The sequence below is a fragment of the Mucilaginibacter dorajii genome (genome assembly GCF_024808255.1).
Lineage (GTDB): Bacteria > Bacteroidota > Bacteroidia > Sphingobacteriales > Sphingobacteriaceae > Mucilaginibacter > Mucilaginibacter dorajii.
This window is the reverse complement of sequence record NZ_JANTYS010000004.1, coordinates 176,724-195,599: the sequence shown is the minus strand read 5'-3', so window position 1 is coordinate 195,599 and position 18,876 is coordinate 176,724. Positions and strand designations below refer to the sequence as shown.

Here is an 18,876-nt window from a genome sequence, read left to right as displayed (position 1 = left end):
AGCTGGATAAACCAACCTGGCAGAATTTGGTAGTATTCGAAAGAAATATTAAACATTCTCCGCCTGCAGTTCCAAGTCCTCTCCTTTGGAGAGGATTATTCGCATTTTATTTTTTCTTTTTGGCACTCATGAAGGCTTCGCCGTTTAGGTGAGGCTTTAATTTACCCTATGTATCTCTATAGCATCAGGTATCGATAACATCAACGGTACCTTTTCAACCGTTACAAAACTCAGATCCAAACCGAAACCGCGTTCTTCTGATAAACTCACCTTTTTAAGGTAAACATAGAAATCCATGATGAAACGCTCATATAACGACAGGCTGTGCGAACGCGAGAACAGTTTCTCAATCACCACAAACCTAAAATCGCCTACAATTTTGTGTTTGTTTAATGATTTGTAGTTGCTGGTGATATCTACCTCGCCTTTTTTAACCAGGTCTTCAACAACCCGTCTAAACAACAGGTTAATCTGCTGCTCAACCCTGAACCCGAGTTTAAAGTCGATACGGATCAATTTATTGGGGATCAAAAAGTCAACCTCGTATTCACGTTTGTAAGGCTCATCCACCACATCAACGTGTACCAGCCAATAAACATCAGCCCGTTTGGGCGACTTTTGTAAAATGGAATAAATAATTTTTGATTCAATCTCTGAATTAAAATTAGCGCTGGTCAAATACACCAATTGCGAAGCATATTTAGGAACGCTTTCATCGGCACTAAGCTCGTTGATGATGTTATAGTAATCATCAATACCAACAAACTTCACGTAGCGGTTACGGATTTTGCGGGCCGTGTGCCAGGTCCACATTACGGTGAATAATACAAAGCCTATTGATAACGTAAACCAGCCACCGTGTAAAAATTTCACCAGGTTACCGGTAAGGAACGTACCTTCAATAACCAGGTAAACCGCCAAAAAGGTATTGATAATATATGTCGGTACTTTTTTTCGTTTCAGGAACTTAGATACCAGTATAGTGGTCATGAGCATGGCCACGGTAATACTTAAGCCGTATGCCGCCTCCATTTTATCAGAATGACGGAAAATTAAAACCACACCAATACAGCCTGCCCAAAGCAGCCAGTTAACACTTGGTACATACAATTGCCCCTTTTGTTCTGACGGGTAGTTGATGCGTACTTTTGGCCAAAGATTAAGCCTAACGGCCTCGGCAATCAGTGTAAATGAACCCGAAATTAAGGCCTGGCTGGCAATGATGGCCGCAACGGTAGCGATACCGATACCAAATATTAAAAACCATCCGGGCATTATTTTATAAAAAGGGTTGTTAACATTCAGGTCCATGATAGCGCCGTTGCTTTGCAACAACCAAACAGCCTGCCCCAGGTAATTTAATATTAAGCAGGTTTTAACGTAGATCCAGCTGATACGGATATTTTGTTTACCGCAGTGCCCCAGGTCGGAGTACAAAGCCTCGGCTCCTGTAGTACATAAAAATACGGCTCCTAATATAATGAACGCGGTATGGCTGCTGCTTGAGCTTAATAACTCATATGCATAATAAGGATTTAACGCCCTGATGATGCCCGGCGATTTAGCAATATAGCTGATACCCAAAACCCCCATCATGGTAAACCAGATAAACATAATTGGCCCGAAAGCCTTGCCTACCAATGATGTACCAAACTGTTGTATAATGAACAAGCCTGTGATGATGGCGATTACAATTTGTACCGTTGGTAAGTGCGGTATCTTGGTTTCTAAACCCTCTATGGCAGATGATATGGTGATAGGCGGGGTAATGATACCATCGGCAAGCAACGCGCAGCCACCAACAACCGCAGGTACAATAAGCCATTTTGCCTTTCGACGGACCAGCGAGAACAGGGAAAATATCCCTCCTTCACCTTTATTATCAGCACGTAACGTGATAACCACATATTTTAATGTAGTTTGCAATGTTAACGTCCATACAATGAGGGAAACCCCACCAAGAATTAATGTTTCAGAAATGTGGTTTGTACCAACAATGGCTTTAAATACGTATAATGGGGAGGTACCAATATCACCGTAAATTATTCCTAAACTGATAAGAAGGCCGGCGGCCGACAGTTTTTGCAGATCTTTATGGTTTGACACTATTTTACTTTAATATGGCGCAAAAATATTAATTTTTTCCATTAAACTTATATAAACGTTAAACGTATAAGAGAAATACAGGTCTATACTTTGAAAACAGCTCTTATTGTTAAATTTTGTTAAAAAGTTTTACAAAAACGTCAATTTTTTACGTCGTGAGGGCATTATTTATACTTTTGTAAAGTAAACTTAATAATGAGGCGAAAAACTACTTACCCTTTTACTTTCACTTACGCGTGGTTCGCATTAATTGCTGTGGCAATTTTTATGAATTTTGCTTTCGTGGCTGCCGCGTCGCCCATTAAAACTGCTTTACCAAAACTAAAGGGAGATACAACCTACCTTCATGTTACCAAAAACAAAAACAATAAGCCCTCTTATTTAAAAAATGGATTGCACCTGGTATTGCCGCCTTTAAAGCCGGCAGTAACATCAACCCAAAAAGTAACTGTATCGCGCCCGGATGATAAACTGCTTAATGATGTGCAGCTTTATCCTAACCCGGTAACAGATCAGATCAACCTCAAATACACCATTAGCCGCAACTCAAACGTAACTGTTAAAATTATGGATGTTTTGGGCAACGATATCACCACCGTATTTAACCAAAGAGTGGAAGGCGGCGACCATGCCATAGCCTACCAGATTAATAACAAACTCAGTCGTGGCTTTTACTTCGTGCGTGTTGTAGCCGGTACGGAATCGGTTATTAAACGAATCTCTGTTTTATAGTCATTAGTCATTAGTCATTAGTCATTAGTCATTAGTCATTAGTCATTAGTCATTAGTCATTAGTCATTAGTCATTAGTCATTAGTCATTAGTGGGAATTGCTGGTACATTTTATTGTTTTAATTATTTCAAACTATTTTCTCAAAAAAGAAAAGTCCCAATGACTAATGACAGCGAAGCAAATGACTAATGACAGCGAAGCGAAATGACCAATGACGCGAAGCAAATGACAGCGCAGCGCAATGACTAATTTTTTTTAGCTTTGGCATTTACGCATAAACGATATGAAGATAATTGCCATTGGCCGCAACTATGCCGAACATGCCAAAGAATTAAATAACCCGGTACCTACCACGCCGGTTATTTTCATGAAGCCCGAAACTGCCATTTTAAAAGATAACAAGCCATTTTACCACCCCGACTTTTCGGAAGATATCCATCACGAGATCGAGATTGTACTCAAGGTAAGCAAAGAAGGTAAACACATCGGCGAGAAGTTTGCTGCCGGTTATTATGAAGAAATTGGCCTTGGTGTTGACTTTACCGCCCGCGATATTCAAAGTAAACATAAAGAAAAAGGGCTACCCTGGGAATTAGCCAAAGCTTTCGACGGCTCGGCCCCTATCAGCGCTTTTGTGCCCAAAGCTAAATTTGCAGATATCTATAACATCAACTTTAAACTGAATATCAATGGCGAAACACGCCAGCAAGGTAATACCGCTAACTTGTTATTTTCTTTTGAAAGCCTCATCGCTTTTGTATCCCGTTACATCACCCTAAAAAAAGGCGACCTTATTTTTACCGGCACCCCGGCAGGTGTTGGCAAAGTAGCCGTTGGCGATAGGCTTGAGGGGTATTTGGAAGGCGAGAAAATGCTCGATTTTTGGGTGAAGTAATATAATTTCTGTGTAGAGACGCAATATTTTGCGTCTCCCGTGTGCAAATCGATCATGCAAATCTGAATCGCAAAGCCGCTCGTCTGGCGGAAGACGCAAAATATTGCGTCTCTACGTTAGGAAGCTTCACTCGAACATAAAACATTATTAAATTAAAACTGAACAGCTTTTTAAGCATGGTAAAAAAAAGAAGTATCATTACCTGTATATTATCTTTAGGAATCTACACACAACTGCTGGCGCAAACCGCCACCATCCAAAGCAGGCAATACCCACAAAACTATTTCCGCTACCCGCTTGATCTGCTGCCACATACCACAGCCGGCTCTTTTGGCGAATTGCGACCGGCACATTTTCACTCCGGGCTCGATTTTAAAACCAATCAGCGCACCGGCTACCCGGTATATGCTGTAAATGATGGATACATATCACGCGTACGGGTACAATTCGGCGGCTTTGGCCGGGCTATTTATATTACCCATCCTAATGGTTATACCACTGTTTATGGTCACCTTTCGGCTTTTACGCCTGCTGTGGCCGCATTGGTAAAACAATACCAATATGAGCACCAAACCTTCGAAGCTGACTTTAAACTACAACCTACGCAGGTACCCGTTTGTAAAGATGAGGTAGTAGCCATATCCGGTAACGCGGGTGCATCTGCCGGGCCACATGTACACTTCGAGATCAGGGATACCCAAACCGAAGAAACCATTAATCCGCAGCTGTTTGGCTTAACCATACCCGACCAGGTGCCACCAACTATCACCTCCATTGGTATCTATCACCTAAATGGTAATCCCTTTAGCGAAAAAACGCCGCGCGATTTTATGGGCGTTACGGGAGCAGCCGGTAACTATCATCTTACCAAACCACAGGTGTTATACCTTAGCGGCAATATCGGTTTTGGCATCAATACCACCGATATGAACAGTACATCGGCCAACCATAACGGCATTTACTCGCTGGAGTTAAAGCTCGACGGAAAAACCGTTTATACCTTTGCTGTTGAGCGTTTCGCATTCGATCAAACACATGCCATTAACGCTTATATCGATTTCCCGGCCTTTGAACAATCGCACAGATGGATGCAGAAGTGCTTTATTATGCCGGGCAGCCATATTTCGTTATATCCGCAATCCATCAACCGCGGCATCATTACCTTTAATGATAATGCACTGCATGATATTGAATATGTGGTAAAAGATGTTGCCGGCAATACATCATCATTAAAACTTAAAGTACAGGCAAGCCCTTTTAATGCCTCAGCCAATAAAATAGCAGGCACTTTATTTCATTACGATAAAAAGAGTGAGTTTAGTACCGATAAGGTAAAGGTTACCGTTATGCCGGGCAATTTGTACGACGATCTGGATTTTATTTACTCCAACTCGGCCAAACCTGTTGGCGGCTATTCATCCATCCACCACATCCACAACCGCCTTACCCCTATTCACGAAAATTACGACCTGTGGATAAAACCCGAAGTTGATTTGGGTAAATATGCCGATAAGGCCGTTATTGTAAGTACCACTATGGGTTGTGTAGGTGGCTATTACCAGGATGGTTGGGTAAAAACCCAAACAAGCACCTTTGGCGATTACTTTATTAAGATAGATACCATCCCGCCGGTGATCCATGCACTCAATATTAAAAACGGCAGTAGCATGAAACTGGCGCACAGTATCAATTTTAGGATGAGCGATAACCTATCGGGCATAAAAAGTTACACTGGTACCATTGATAATAAGTGGGTTTTAATGGAATTGGATTATAAAACTAAAATTTTAAGCTATACCTTTAGCGGCGATATTGCGCCGGGTAAACACACGTTTAAACTCACCCTGGCGGATAACAAAAATAATTTTACAGATTTCACCGCAGATTTTTACAGATAAGTATGTCAACATTAAAAGAAGGCGATAAAGCCCCCGATTTTACAGCTAAAGATCAAAACGGAAACACCGTATCGCTGGCCGACCATAAAGGCAAAAACATAATCCTTTATTTTTACCCTAAAGATGATACCCCGGGCTGTACTGCCGAATCGTGTGATTTTAGGGACAACTATCAATCATTACTAAGCAAAGGTTATGATGTAATAGGTGTAAGTACCGATGACGAAAAATCGCACAAAAAATTCGAGACCAAATACAGCCTGCCATTTACACTGATCTCAGATACCGAAAAAGCTATAGTTGAAGCCTACGGCGTTTGGGTTGAGAAAAACATGTACGGCAAACAATATATGGGCACCGCCCGCACCACCTTTATTATTAATGGCGATGGCATCATTACCCATTTAATTAGTAAAGTTGATACCAAAAACTCGTCACAACAGGTGTTAGATCTTGTAAAATAAGTGTTAAAATAACAACAATTATTTTTAGATTAGCAGCTCTTTTAATTTCCTAAATTTTAATGAAATCAACAATTCAAGACTTAGAAAAAACCGCGTCGCAGATTAGACGCGACATTGTACGCATGGTACATGCTTGTCAATCTGGCCACCCGGGTGGTTCATTAGGTTGTACAGATTTTTTTACCGCACTGTATTTTGAGGTAATGAACCACGATCCTAAATTTAATATGGATGGCATTGGCGAAGACCTTTTCTTTTTATCAAACGGCCACATTTCACCAGTGTTTTACAGCACTTTGGCGCATGCAGGTTACTTTGATAAAGCCGAACTGGCAACTTTCCGTAAACTAAATACCCGTTTACAGGGCCACCCAACTACACATGAGCATTTGCCGGGTATCCGTATCGCGTCTGGTTCGTTAGGTCAGGGTTTATCCGTGGCTATCGGCGCTGCCTTAGCTAAAAAATTAAATGGAGATAAAAGCCTGGTATTTACCTTACACGGCGATGGCGAGTTACAGGAAGGCCAGATTTGGGAAGCAGCAATGTTTGCCCCACACAACAAGGTTGATAACCTGATCTCGACAGTTGACTTCAACCGCCAGCAAATTGACGGACCAACCGAAAAAGTATTGTCATTAGGAGATTTACATGCCAAATGGGTAGCTTTTGGATGGGATGTTTTGGAAATGAAGGGTAATGATATGGCCGATGTAGTTAAAACCTTAGAGCTTGCTAAAAGCCGCACAGGTCAGGGTAAACCTATCATGATATTGATGCATACCGAAATGGGGTATGGTGTTGATTTTATGGTTGGCACACACAAATGGCATGGTGCTGCCCCTAACGATGAACAGCTTAAATCAGCATTATCACAGTTAGAAGAAACTTTGGGCGATTATTAATTAGTTGTCAGTTTTGAGTGCCGAGTTTTGAGTTTAACTCATCTCCTCTAATTCAAAACTGCCTATCAACAAACAATAAAAACTCATTACTCAAAACCCATCACTCACAACTCAAATGAAGAAATATACTTACACAGATAAAAAAGATACCCGCTCGGGCTTTGGTGCCGGGCTGCTGGAAGCCGGCAAAAAAAACGACCAGGTTGTTGCCCTTTGCGCCGACCTTATTGGATCGTTAAAAATGAATGATTTTATTAAAGAGTTCCCTGAGCGTTTTGTACAGGTTGGTATTGCCGAAGCAAACATGATAGGCATTGCAGCTGGTATGACTATTGGTGGTAAAATTCCTTTTACCGGTACTTTTGCCAACTTTTCAACCGGCAGGGTTTATGATCAGATTCGTCAGTCGGTAGCTTACTCCAACAAAAACGTTAAAATTTGCGCTTCACACGCGGGTTTAACTTTGGGCGAAGATGGTGCAACACACCAGATCCTGGAAGATATTGGCCTGATGAAAATGTTGCCAGGGATGACAGTGATTAACCCTTGTGATTATAACCAAACCAAAGCCGCTACTATGGCTATTGCAGAGTATGAAGGTCCGGTTTATTTACGTTTCGGCAGGCCGGTTGTTCCTATTTTTACCGATGCCGATCAAAAATTTGAGATTGGAAAAGCATGGATGGTGAACGAAGGTGCCGATGTTAGTATATTTGCAACCGGTCACCTGGTTTGGGAAGCCATTTTAGCTGGCGAAAAACTGGCCGAAGAAGGTATTGATGCCGAGATCATTAACATCCACACTATTAAACCGTTGGATGCGGAAGCAGTATTAAAATCAGTTGCTAAAACCGGTTGCGTAGTTACTGCCGAAGAGCATAACCGTTTAGGTGGTTTGGGCGATAGCATAGCACAATTGTTAGCCGTTAACAACCCTACTCCGCAAGAGTATGTGGCTGTAAACGATAGCTTTGGCGAAAGCGGTACACCAGAACAATTGATGACCAAATACGGTTTAGATGCAGACCATATTGTGGCGGCCGTTAAAAAGGTTATCGAAAGAAAAAACAAAAATGCTTAATTAGCATTTAACTATAAAAATTATAAAATGTCGGTGCAGGTAGAAGATTCAGAGATTTTAAGCAAATTCAGGGAAGAGAAAACGCGAAACGAAGCGTTTAACCTGCTGCTTAAAAAATACCAGCAAAAAATTTACTGGCATGTAAGGCGCATGGTTATTGATCATGACGATGCTGATGACCTTACCCAGGATATTTTTGTTAAAGTTTGGAAAAACCTGCTTGGTTTCAGGAATGACGCGCAGCTTTATACCTGGATGTACCGCATAGCATCCAACGAATGCATTACTTTTTTGAACAAAAAGAAACAAAAAAATAATGTTTCGTTGGATGATGTTGCTTATGAACACATGGCCGATACATTGGCCGATTCGGCGTATTTTAATGGCGACGCAGCTCAGCGTAAACTGCAGGAAGCATTGCTAACCCTGCCAGAAAAGCAAAAGCTTGTTTTTAACATGAAATACTATGAGGATATGAAATATGAAGAAATTTCTGACGTTTTGGGCACAAGCGTGGGTGCGTTAAAAGCATCTTTTCACCTGGCAGTCAAGAAGATAGAGGCATATTTACTATCAAAAGATTAATTTCATAAATTTTTCATAATCACGTTAAACCTTTTAGCACTTTGTTCATCTATAGTTATGTATGAAAAGCGATATGGACAATAGGGAATGGCTGGATGATTATACATCATTGAAACAGGTTAACGCAAATAACCCGTTCATGGTGCCGTCTGGCTATTTCAATGAATTAGCGCAGCACATAACATCACGCATCAGGCTGGAAGAGCTTAAAAACTCATCTACAGGTTTTAACGTGCCTGAAAATTACTTTGAACATTTAAACAGCAACATACAAAGCCGCGTTAATATCCAGGCGGCCTTAGGTACTGATAATACCGGCTTCACCACACCCGAATTTTTTTTTGACGAGCAGGCAGGCCAAATCCAAAGCAGGATTGCTATTGAGCAATACGTGAATAATGAGGCTGAAAGCTTTACCGTTCCTGAAAATTATTTTGGCGAACTGGACGACAATATCCAAAGCAGGTTAACTATTGAGCAGTATGCCCATAGTGAGGATGAAGTTTTTGCGGTACCTGCAAATTATTTTGATGAACTAAGCAACAACATTCAAAGCCGCATAGCTATTGAGGAGTTGATGAGCACCGATGCCGAAGGCTTTGAAGTGCCGGCAAATTACTTTGATAAGCTTAGCCAAAACATTTTAAATAAAACGGTTAACCAGGATGCCGAAGAAGTTGAGGAAACAGACAATGTGATCAATTTCCAGGAAGCGGTTAAAAAGAAAGGTCTTGTGCGCCGAATGTTTGCTTCGCATACCATAAGGTATGCTACCGCGGCTTGTTTTGCCCTTATATTGGGTATCGGCGTGGTATTTAAAAGCGCGGCACCAACAGATCATGCGCATACTTACCTGCATGAAGAACTTTCGACCGTACCTGTAGCCGAAATTAAAAGCTACCTGCAATTGCATATGGATGCCAACGACACCCGTACATTAATGGATGGATCGCAAAAAGTTAACAGCCAGAGTTTAGATGAAGATCTGTCGGATTATATAGATACTAATTAATTGAGGAGTTTTAATGCGTAATTTAATCAGGCATACATTTATAGTATTTTTTATTGTAGCAACCGCTCATCATTGCCTTGCGCAAGCCAATTCGCTTGTGCCCAACGGCAGGACAGCGCCCGGAGTTAACCGGGCAAAAAAGGGCGCTATAGGTAAAAAACTGGAAGCCGCACGCAATAACTTCATCAGCAAACAACTGGATCTGTCTGACGAAGAATCGACTAAGTTTTGGCCCATATACCAGAAATATCAGCAGGAACTTACTGCTGTGCGTATCTTAAAACGCCTCAACAACTCCAGCGCGGCATCTAACGGTACCGAGCAGATAGATAGGGAGATCTATTACGAGAGCCAGCTTGTTGCTATCCGTAAACGCTATAAAGATTCTTTTTCAAAAATCCTCCCGCCCGAGAAGGTAAGTAAGCTGTACAAAAGCGAGCAGGAATTTAACGACGAACTCATCAAACAACTCAGCGAACGCAGCGAACGAGCAGGAAATTAATTGGTTCATTTGTTCACTGGTTCATTTGTTCATTGGTCTTGTCCCCGTGGTTTAATTCATTGCTACCTATTTGTAATTTTGGATTAGGCCTTATCTTTGTTTTAAAACTCAAAACTCACTACTCAACACTTATAACTCCTGCTCATGCCTACTCTTCGTCAGCTTTTTTTGGCTAATAACGCGCAGACCACCAACTTTCCGTTGTTGCTGGAATTTGAGCGTGCCGAGGGGATTTACATGTACGATGCCAGGGGTAATGCTTTTATCGACCTGATATCGGGTATTGGGGTAAGCAGCCTTGGGCATGGCAATGCTAAGGTAAAGGATGCCATTAAACAACAGGTTGATAAATACATGCACCTGATGGTTTATGGTGAATTTGTGCAAACGCCACAAGTGCTTTTTGCCGAAAAGCTGATTTCCGTATTGCCTGATAATTTACAGTCGGTTTATTTTACCAACTCTGGTGCCGAAGCAGTTGAGGGAGCGTTAAAGTTAGCTAAACGATTTACCGGGCGCAGTGAGATTATTGCCTGCCACAATTCCTACCACGGCAGTACTCAAGGCGCTTTGAGTGTAATGGGGAATGAAGAATTTAAACAGGCCTACCGTCCGCTTTTACCTGGTGTAAGTTTTATTAATTTTAACAATAATGATGACCTTCAATTGATAACCGGGCAAACCGCTTGTGTAATCATGGAAACCGTACAGGGCGAGGCCGGCATTCGTGTACCCGACCTGGCTTATATGCAGGCTTTGCGCAAACGTTGCGATGAAACCGGGACGTTGTTGATATTAGACGAGATCCAGGCCGCGTTTGGGCGTACGGGGAAATTGTTTGCATTTGACCACTTTGAGATAGTACCCGATATTTTGCTGTTGGCAAAGGCATTGGGCGGTGGCATGCCCATCGGCGCGTTCATCGCATCTACCGCAATTATGGATGCCTTGAAAGATAACCCTATTCTTGGCCATATCACTACATTTGGCGGTCACCCGGTATGTTGCGCAGCCGGTTTAGCTGCTTTGGAAGTATTGATTGAAGATGGTCTGATATCCGGCGTAGCCGAAAAAGAAGCGCTTTTTCGCAAATTATTAGTTCACCCGGCTATTAAAGAGGTGCGTGGCAAAGGCTTGATGCTGGCCGTTGAACTGGCAGACTTCTACCTCAACAAAAAGATCATCGACCGCTGTATCGAAAATGGTGTTATTACCGACTGGTTTTTGCATTGCAGTAATTCCATGCGCCTTGCCCCTCCCCTCATCATCCAGCCCGATGAAATTACAATGGCTTGTGAGGTTATCATTGAAGCTATTGATTACTATACTAATTAATCACGTCAATTCTTTCCCTGCTTTTTAACCAGCTGATAGGTTTTAGCTCTTAACCGTTGCGCCTCATTGGCCAGGTTTGCCGTACTGGTAATATCGGGCATGGCATCATCCTGGTATTTTTCAATAACGGGCAGCGTTGTAACTACTTTTAAAACGGTATGGTAATCTTCAATTTTGATGTGGTTGCTATCAATGTGGGTCATCAAATTACTGAACCTGCTTATTTTACCCATATATTTCGATTTACTATCGGCAAGCACTGCTCTCAGCTGATCTCTCAACACGGTATCCTTAAGCATATTTAAAGACTCATTTGCCGATGAATAGTAGGCAGTAGATTTATTAGCATATTCATTAAATTTCTTTAAGCTATCCGGAAAACCCGCGTTGAAGTGTTGCAGCTGCTCTTCTAATTTTTGAAGTGTCGGATCTTTTTTAGCGAGATCATCATAAATATTATCCATCATTGATCCCCTGGGATTGGTTTTTGTTAAAAAGTCCGAACTTGATTTCTCATCTTTCAGGGCCTCGGGAATCTCCGTTCCCGGCGTGGATGGATCTTTCGCAGGGGCAGGTTTGCATCCGGCTCCAAAAACAATGGCTACTATAACTGGTAACAAAGTGGTCAATTTCATATTTAAAGATATACCCATTTTGATTACCGCGCATAAAAATGTTACTCATTTTTTACTGCTTGTTTAAATTCAATTCAATAGTATTTTATATGATTTATGACTTGTAAACCTTTTTCAGGACGACACACACATCTATTTAACCGCGTGTTCCATCAAAACCTACATTTTTTCAGGACAATAATGACTTTTTCGACTTAAGTTACTGATAGTGAGACAATAAAGTGTTCCATGCTTTTTAACTTTTAAAAAACGCAACTTGCTGATTACTAATATGAATGCGTTCCAAAGCGTTCCACCTGTTCCATGCGTTCCGGTGGAACGGTATTGAGCGGTATCGAAAATCGGCCTTCTCACTTAACGCAGGCATCAACAAAGTTGATGACCTATCAACTCAAAGTCAAAAACTACAACTTACTGGTTTTAAACCGTTAGGTTTACTACTTTTGCGGCCATTAATTTTCAATTGCAAATGGCAAACTTCAGCGACCGTATAGCACGCTTAAAATCAACAATCCAACCCTTACGTGATCAGTTAATTCAGCACGAATTATATAAAAACATCAACTCACTTGATGAATTGACTGCCTTTATGGATCACCACGTATTTGCGGTTTGGGATTTTATGTCGTTGTTAAAATCGCTGCAGCAAAGGCTTACCTGTACTGCTACCCCATGGATGCCAACCGGTAATGCCAACACCCGTTACCTGATCAATGAAATTGTAACCGGCGAGGAAAGTGATGTAGATGAGCAAGGCAACCGCACCAGCCATTTTGAATTGTATCTGCGCGCCATGCAGCAAGCCGGCAGCCAGGCTACAGCCATTAACAACCTGTTTAATGAGTTAAATTTTGGCAAACACATTGATGAAGCTTTGATTATTGCTGAGATCCCTTTGGCGGCCCGCAATTTTGTACAACACACCTTTGAGGTAATTAACAACAACAAAAGCCATGTGCAGGCAGCTGTGTTTACATTTGGTCGTGAGGATTTGATTCCCGATATGTTTGTGAGCATTGTAAAAGAAATTAGCAAACAATTGCCGGGCAAGGTTGACATTCTGTTATATTACCTGGAGCGCCATATTGAGGTTGATGGTGATCACCATTCCAATTTAGCCTACGAAATGACCGCCGAACTTTGCGGCGAAGACGATCAGAAATGGGAAGAAGCAACAGCAGCTGTTCAAGAAGCTTTGCAGGAACGCATTAACCTTTGGGATGGCATATTCGCCGCAATCAATACCGCGGTAGTAGCAGAGTAAAAGATTATATTTGATCAAAAGATCAATATAACCGTGAAACACTATTTCGGCTTTTTATTAGCAATACTGTTTTTGTTTACCCTAACAGGATGCTGGGAGAAAAACTCAACCAGTGCCGACGACACCTTTATGTTATGGGCCGGCCAAAAACCGGATAAGAATGTACGTGCTATCCATGGCAAATACTGGCAATCAGCACATCTTAGCCGTGAATACGTTGTTTACCTGGAATTGGCGCCGACTGTAGAGTGGAAACTGGGGTTCATCAAACAAAACAACCTCCATATTACAAGGGATACTCCCGCGCCACCGAAAGATGCGCCATCATGGTTCATCAACAAAAAGGGATTGAATATTTGGCGAGCCCAACCGGATAACGGCAATTTATATGAAGAAGACCCACAGACCGGGCATTTTTTCATCTTTGAGGAGCAACTGTAATCGATTTTGTCTGAACCGGGATTAAACAGATTTATTGGATTTTGACCGTCTGAACTTTTGATTCTGATTATTAGCCATTCCCCCTCGAACCTCGCAACCGCCCCCCAACCTAACAACTCACAACTTATTCAACTCATCCATCAACACCTTACTTACCCGGTTAAAGTATCGTCTTACACCAAAACCCATTACGGTTTGGATGCCGCGGGTGGCATTGGTTAAAAACACCTCATCGGCTTCGTAGAGTATATCGGGATTGATCTGGGCCTCGGTGATATCCATTTTGGCATTTTGCGCCAGTTTTATGACCACCTGTCTCATCACACCTTCAACACAGCCTTCGCTTAGCGCAGGAGTGTATAAGTGGTTTTGGTAATGGATAAATATGTTGGAGCTGCTGGCCTCGCACAAAAAGCCGTTTTGGTTCAACAGAAACACATCATCTAACTTGTTTTGCGATTTGTAGATACCCGCCATCACGTAAATAAGCGAGTTGCAGGTTTTGATGTTCGACAGGTAGTTTGATGGCTTAGGCAACTCGGTAAACACATCCATGATCAAACCCTTTTCGTTTAAAAAATAACGGGGCTCGTCAGACTCTGTCAGTTCCAGGCAGTAGCCCATTTTGTTTTGACTGGGCGCGTACAGACCTTCGGCATCACGGTAAACCGTTAAGCGCAGGCGACCGTGCTTCACCTTATTACGTTTGGCCAGTTCCTCTACAATATCCTTCAAAAACCAGGTATCCATTTGCGAATAGCCATCAATTTTAAGCGCCTTCATGCCGCGTTGCAGGCGGTTGGCATGCAAGTCGGCAAACTTAAGCTGTCCCTTCATCAGGCGCATGCTTTCAAACAAGCCGTCGCCATATTTAAAAGCACGGTTTGCTATAGTGAGTAGCTGGCTGTTTTGAGGAAGGATTTGTCCGTTAAAATTGATAAACACAGGCGTCATGTAGATGTGCGAATTTCAGATGTGCAAATGTGCAGATTTTTAAATCAGATTAAATTTATAAATGCCAAACTGTTACACAAAAACCATGCTTATATTAACAGATCATGAAGTACTATTCCTGCTCGGCGGTATTTAACTGATTATCAGCGGCAGTGTATCTGCGCCATTTTAGCAATACGCTTTCAAAATCTGGCGGTAAAGGCGATTCAAACAGTACCTGTTTCTTTTGGGTGGGGTGTAAAAATCCCAGCACCTGCGCATGCAGTGCCTGCCGTGGCATCAGTTCAAAACAGTTTTCTACAAACTGCTTGTATTTGCTGAATACGGTACCTTTCAAAATTTTATCGCCGCCATAAGTAGCATCGCTGAATAGTGGGTGACCAATGTGCCGCATATGCGCGCGAATCTGGTGAGTGCGGCCGGTTTCCAGCTGGCATTCTATCAATGTAACATAGCCCATGCGCTCCAACACCTTGTAATGCGTTACAGACCATTTTCCCTTCTCGGGGTCATCATATATCGACATCACCCTTCTATCGGCTATACTGCGGCCTATATAGCCTGTCACGGTGCCATCTTCAGGCAGGTCGCCCCAAACCAGGGCAATGTATTTACGGGTGATGGTGTGGTCAAAAAACTGCTTGGCCAGCCAACTCATTGAACGTTCGTTTTTGCTGATCAACAGCAAACCTGAAGTATCTTTATCAATACGATGAACCAGTCCCGGCCTGCCGTCGTTTCCCGGCAAAGTTGGCAATTGCTGAAAATGGTATACCAGCGCATTTACCAGCGTGCCTGTATAGTTATTATAGCCGGGGTGTACTACCATACCGGCGGCTTTATCAACCACTAATACATCATCATCTTCGTAAACAATATTAATGGGAATATTTTCGGGGTAAACTTCGGTATCACGGGGCGGATGCGGCAATACAACCGAGATCACATCCAACGGCTTTACGCGGTAGCTGCTTTTGATTGGTTTATCATTCACCAACACATTGCCCAACTCAATGGCATTTTGAATGCGGTTACGCGAGGCGTTCTCCACCCGGTGCATCAAAAATTTATCAATACGCAACAGCGACTGACCTTTATCAACCACTACACGCAAGTGTTCAAATAAATCCTGTTCTTCCTGCTCTATCAGCTCGGGTTCGTATGCCATTTGAGGGCAAAAGTAATCGTTTTTTGTGGTAGGTTAAACGTAATATTGCAATAGCATTAAGGGCAGGTTATTTTATGAATATCAATCTTGAAATTTTTAGTCCGGTTCAGCAGATCAATGATCCATTATTTGCGGAGCATAACGTAAAAGTTTTCCTGAAACGTGATGATCTGATACACCCCATGATATCTGGCAATAAATGGCGTAAATTAAAATATATCTTAAAAAGCGCGCAGCATCGGCATAAAAACCACCTGGTTACTTTTGGAGGCGCATACTCCAATCACCTGCTTGCCACCGCAGCGGCAGCAGCCAAGTTCGGCTTCAAAGCAACCGGGATAGTACGGGGCGAGGCCGTTGATAACGATACCTTATTTTTATGCAAACTGCATGGCATGCAACTAATTTTTACTGATAGGGAAAGTTACCGGGATAAACCAGCCTTGTTCAATCAGTATTTTGACGATGATGCCGAAGCTTTTTTTATTGACGAAGGCGGTTCATCTACAGAAGCTACCCAGGGCTGCAGCGAATTGGTAGAAGAGCTAACAGACACCTACGATCATATTTTTTGTGCCTGTGGAACAGGAACCACCGCAGCTGGCATTATCAACGGCTTAACACAACATCAGCTAAACACCAATTTTAACGCCGTTCCCGTATTTAAAAACGGTGGCTTTATAAAGGAGGAGATTGATAAGTTTTTACATAAACAGGTTGCTTATGATTTGCATACGGGTTATCATTTTGGAGGCTATGGCAAAACCACAGATGAACTGATCAAATTCATCAAACAATTTGTGGCAAGCACCGGCATTGTGATTGAACCCGTTTACACGGGCAAAATGATGTATGCCATTTATGACCTCATTAGCAAAGGTCATTTTAAACCTGGCAGTAAAATATTGGCTATTCATAGCGGCGGTATCTGGGGATTACTGGGGATGAAGGATAAGTTTTTTTGAGATATACAGGCAAAAGACGATACACCAGGTACCTGGAAATAACATATCTGAAAAAGCCGCCGACGGCATTAGCCGGCGGCTTTAAACTATTGTTTTATTGATTTAACCAAAAGGATTCCCAACCGCCGATAGTGGCGCGGTTACAGGTCATGGCCTGAGTTCCGTTCTCTGACGATACATACTTGCCATTATTTCCCCTAAAAGAAACAGTACCATCACTATTGTTCACCCAATCAAATTGCTCCCATGCGCCAATTGATGTACGGTTACAGGTTATGGCCTGGGTACCATTTTCAGACGATACGTATTTGCCCTGGCTTTGCAACGCGACTTTGCCGCCGCCGGCATCCACCACCGTAAAATGCTCCCAGCCACCCGCCGCAGTGCGGTTACAATTCATGGCCTGGGTGCCATTTTCGCTGCTTACATACAAGCTATTACTTGAACCTTTAAATGTTACCGATTGCCCTATAGGTACAGAGCCGCCGGTGCTAACAATGGGCTGGGTAGGCCGTGTAGCGGTAAGCGCGATTTGTCCCTTCAACATTTTACCGCCATCGCCTGTTAAACGCAGGTAATAATCGGCAGAGCAAGCTGTCCCATCTTCATCCAATGACAAAAAGCTTGAACCCGCGGGCACAAAAGAAGAGTTTTCAGTTGTTTTGGCAATCTGGTTACCTTCGTTATATTCATCAAACATCGAAATATAAAGTCCCTGGGCCCCACCTCGTACCAGGTTATAAAACTGGGTCCACATTAAATCACCATGTACTCTTTGACGAAGTTGCAGATCGCCTGGCAAAACGCAGGGTTGGTAATCAATACCATTAGCATTACAATAAGCCTGATCGCCAACCTGGTGATCATTGTAAAAACTATTGGCCTCGGCAATGGTGCCTATTTTACCAATCATCCATGGCGATATCATATTGAGGGCATTGTAGGTTGCTAAGAAACCGGGCCTTACTTCGCTGGCAGTTGTATCCCGCCAATAAGCCGGTACCCCGCCTATTACATAGCATCCCTGGCTTTTAAACCAGTTAATTACATCTAAACAAACCGCTGCCGACCATGGGTGCCCTTCGTCATTAAATCCAAAACCCCAGATACATACAACCGGCTTACCGTTCTGCTTAGCATAGGCCGACGAAGATGTGTAAGCCGACATTTTGTTTGTCCAGTCGGTTTTAATTTCCGATTGCATATTTGTCCAGTAGCCAACATCATACATGATATAAAATTTACGGCCAGTGGCTTCCGCGGCGGTTTTTACTTTCGCGGTTATGGCATCACGTACCGGGCCTTCGCCCCCTGTTGGGTTAAAACGCTGCAGGGCGGCGCAGTCAATGCCGTTTTGCTGCATCCATGAAAACTGGGTATTTACTGTTTGGTCTGTAAAAGACGAGAATAGCGTTGCCGGTTGCCCATTATTAAGATTTGCAAAAGCAGTTTGATAGGTACTGGTATATTCGCGCACATCCGGCCATGATTTTATGCGGATACTGGTTGAAGTTGGTGCCTGGTTATTCGGGTCGGCCCAATGCCACCATAAATTAATAGGCGATCCATCGCCAATGGCGGCAAACCAACCCTGATAGCCAACGGTTACTTTGCCTACCACATCGCCAACAGACGATGCCGTGGTCTTTTGTTTTTTTGTTAAACCAGTAACAGTTGCTCCATTATTCGCGATGTCTTTTTTTTGGCAGGCACTTAATATGCCCATAATAAGTATAAAACTTATAGTGTATATTTTTTTAAAATTCATATTGTCGGTTTTGATGATTTAAAAATTGATTTGTAAGCAAACAGGGGTTTCCGGTTTTAGCCTAAGGAGGTTTAAAAACACAAATTGACATAGGTAGTTAGGTATTAAATACAATACAGGTGTACTTTGGGCGCTATCCCGTAGCGTTGGTTTATTATTGTAAATA

At 42.5% G+C, this 18,876-nt stretch carries 18 protein-coding genes; 13 read left to right on the top strand and 5 right to left on the bottom strand.

What is annotated here, in order from left to right; translation table 11 throughout:
* Nucleotides 1–156: 156 nt before the first annotated feature.
* Nucleotides 157–2,106 (bottom strand): KUP/HAK/KT family potassium transporter, encoded by a 1,950-nt coding sequence (locus tag FHS10_RS07030; RefSeq protein WP_259088962.1) that lies wholly within the window; start codon nt 2,104–2,106, stop codon nt 157–159.
* Nucleotides 2,107–2,373: 267 nt separating this feature from the next.
* Between FHS10_RS07030 and FHS10_RS07025 the strand changes: the two genes are divergently transcribed.
* From FHS10_RS07025 to FHS10_RS06980, 10 genes are all read left to right on the top strand, one after another.
* Nucleotides 2,374–2,838 (top strand): T9SS type A sorting domain-containing protein, encoded by a 465-nt coding sequence (locus FHS10_RS07025; protein ID WP_259088961.1) that lies wholly within the window; start codon nt 2,374–2,376, stop codon nt 2,836–2,838.
* 283 nt (nt 2,839–3,121) lie between these two features.
* Nucleotides 3,122–3,733 carry a fumarylacetoacetate hydrolase family protein gene (locus FHS10_RS07020; RefSeq protein ID WP_259088960.1) on the top strand — a complete coding sequence of 204 codons (612 nt, stop codon included), beginning with the start codon at nt 3,122–3,124 and terminating at the stop codon, nt 3,731–3,733.
* 176 nt (nt 3,734–3,909) lie between these two features.
* Nucleotides 3,910–5,631, top strand: coding sequence for a M23 family metallopeptidase (locus tag FHS10_RS07015; protein WP_259088955.1), 1,722 nt, complete (start codon nt 3,910–3,912; stop codon nt 5,629–5,631).
* A gap of 2 nt (nt 5,632–5,633) precedes the next feature.
* Nucleotides 5,634–6,095, top strand: coding sequence for a thioredoxin-dependent thiol peroxidase (gene bcp / locus FHS10_RS07010; RefSeq protein ID WP_259088954.1), 462 nt, complete (start codon nt 5,634–5,636; stop codon nt 6,093–6,095).
* Between the two features lie 59 nt (nt 6,096–6,154).
* On the top strand, nt 6,155–7,000 hold the full coding sequence (locus FHS10_RS07005) for a transketolase (protein ID WP_259088952.1): 846 nt from the start codon (nt 6,155–6,157) through the stop codon (nt 6,998–7,000).
* Nucleotides 7,001–7,115: 115 nt separating this feature from the next.
* Nucleotides 7,116–8,081 carry a transketolase family protein gene (locus FHS10_RS07000; RefSeq protein ID WP_259088950.1) on the top strand — a complete coding sequence of 322 codons (966 nt, stop codon included), beginning with the start codon at nt 7,116–7,118 and terminating at the stop codon, nt 8,079–8,081.
* A 27-nt stretch (nt 8,082–8,108) separates the two neighbouring features.
* Entirely contained in the window at nt 8,109–8,666 is a 558-nt protein-coding gene (locus tag FHS10_RS06995) for an RNA polymerase sigma factor (protein WP_259088949.1), read from the top strand.
* Between the two features lie 61 nt (nt 8,667–8,727).
* Nucleotides 8,728–9,678 carry a hypothetical protein gene (locus FHS10_RS06990; RefSeq protein WP_259088947.1) on the top strand — a complete coding sequence of 317 codons (951 nt, stop codon included), beginning with the start codon at nt 8,728–8,730 and terminating at the stop codon, nt 9,676–9,678.
* Between the two features lie 13 nt (nt 9,679–9,691).
* Entirely contained in the window at nt 9,692–10,180 is a 489-nt protein-coding gene (locus FHS10_RS06985) for a hypothetical protein (RefSeq protein ID WP_259088945.1), read from the top strand.
* 144 nt (nt 10,181–10,324) lie between these two features.
* Nucleotides 10,325–11,515 carry an aspartate aminotransferase family protein gene (locus FHS10_RS06980; protein ID WP_259088943.1) on the top strand — a complete coding sequence of 397 codons (1,191 nt, stop codon included), beginning with the start codon at nt 10,325–10,327 and terminating at the stop codon, nt 11,513–11,515.
* A gap of 5 nt (nt 11,516–11,520) precedes the next feature.
* On the opposite strand, the gene FHS10_RS06975 is transcribed toward FHS10_RS06980, so the two are convergent.
* Entirely contained in the window at nt 11,521–12,150 is a 630-nt protein-coding gene (locus FHS10_RS06975) for a hypothetical protein (RefSeq protein WP_259088941.1), read from the bottom strand.
* Nucleotides 12,151–12,619: 469 nt separating this feature from the next.
* On the opposite strand from FHS10_RS06975, the gene FHS10_RS06970 reads away from it, so the two are divergent.
* A complete protein-coding gene (locus FHS10_RS06970) occupies nt 12,620–13,414 on the top strand; it encodes a DUF3050 domain-containing protein (RefSeq protein WP_259088939.1) in 795 nt (264 codons plus the stop codon).
* Nucleotides 13,415–13,447: 33 nt separating this feature from the next.
* Nucleotides 13,448–13,855 (top strand): hypothetical protein, encoded by a 408-nt coding sequence (locus tag FHS10_RS06965; protein ID WP_259088937.1) that lies wholly within the window; start codon nt 13,448–13,450, stop codon nt 13,853–13,855.
* 117 nt (nt 13,856–13,972) lie between these two features.
* On the opposite strand, the gene FHS10_RS06960 is transcribed toward FHS10_RS06965, so the two are convergent.
* Together FHS10_RS06960 and FHS10_RS06955 are read right to left on the bottom strand one after the other, a co-directional pair.
* Nucleotides 13,973–14,809 carry an aminotransferase class IV gene (locus FHS10_RS06960; RefSeq protein WP_259088936.1) on the bottom strand — a complete coding sequence of 279 codons (837 nt, stop codon included), beginning with the start codon at nt 14,807–14,809 and terminating at the stop codon, nt 13,973–13,975.
* A 112-nt stretch (nt 14,810–14,921) separates the two neighbouring features.
* Complete coding sequence (locus FHS10_RS06955) at nt 14,922–15,977, bottom strand: RluA family pseudouridine synthase (protein ID WP_259088934.1); 1,056 nt, start codon at nt 15,975–15,977, stop codon at nt 14,922–14,924.
* A 74-nt stretch (nt 15,978–16,051) separates the two neighbouring features.
* Between FHS10_RS06955 and FHS10_RS06950 the strand changes: the two genes are divergently transcribed.
* Nucleotides 16,052–16,942, top strand: a complete 891-nt coding sequence (locus FHS10_RS06950; protein WP_259088933.1) for a 1-aminocyclopropane-1-carboxylate deaminase/D-cysteine desulfhydrase — start codon at nt 16,052–16,054, stop codon at nt 16,940–16,942.
* A gap of 94 nt (nt 16,943–17,036) precedes the next feature.
* Here the strand turns inward: FHS10_RS06950 and FHS10_RS06945 are convergent, their stop codons facing one another.
* Entirely contained in the window at nt 17,037–18,710 is a 1,674-nt protein-coding gene (locus FHS10_RS06945; protein ID WP_259088932.1) for a hypothetical protein, read from the bottom strand.
* Nucleotides 18,711–18,876: the final 166 nt, after the last annotated feature.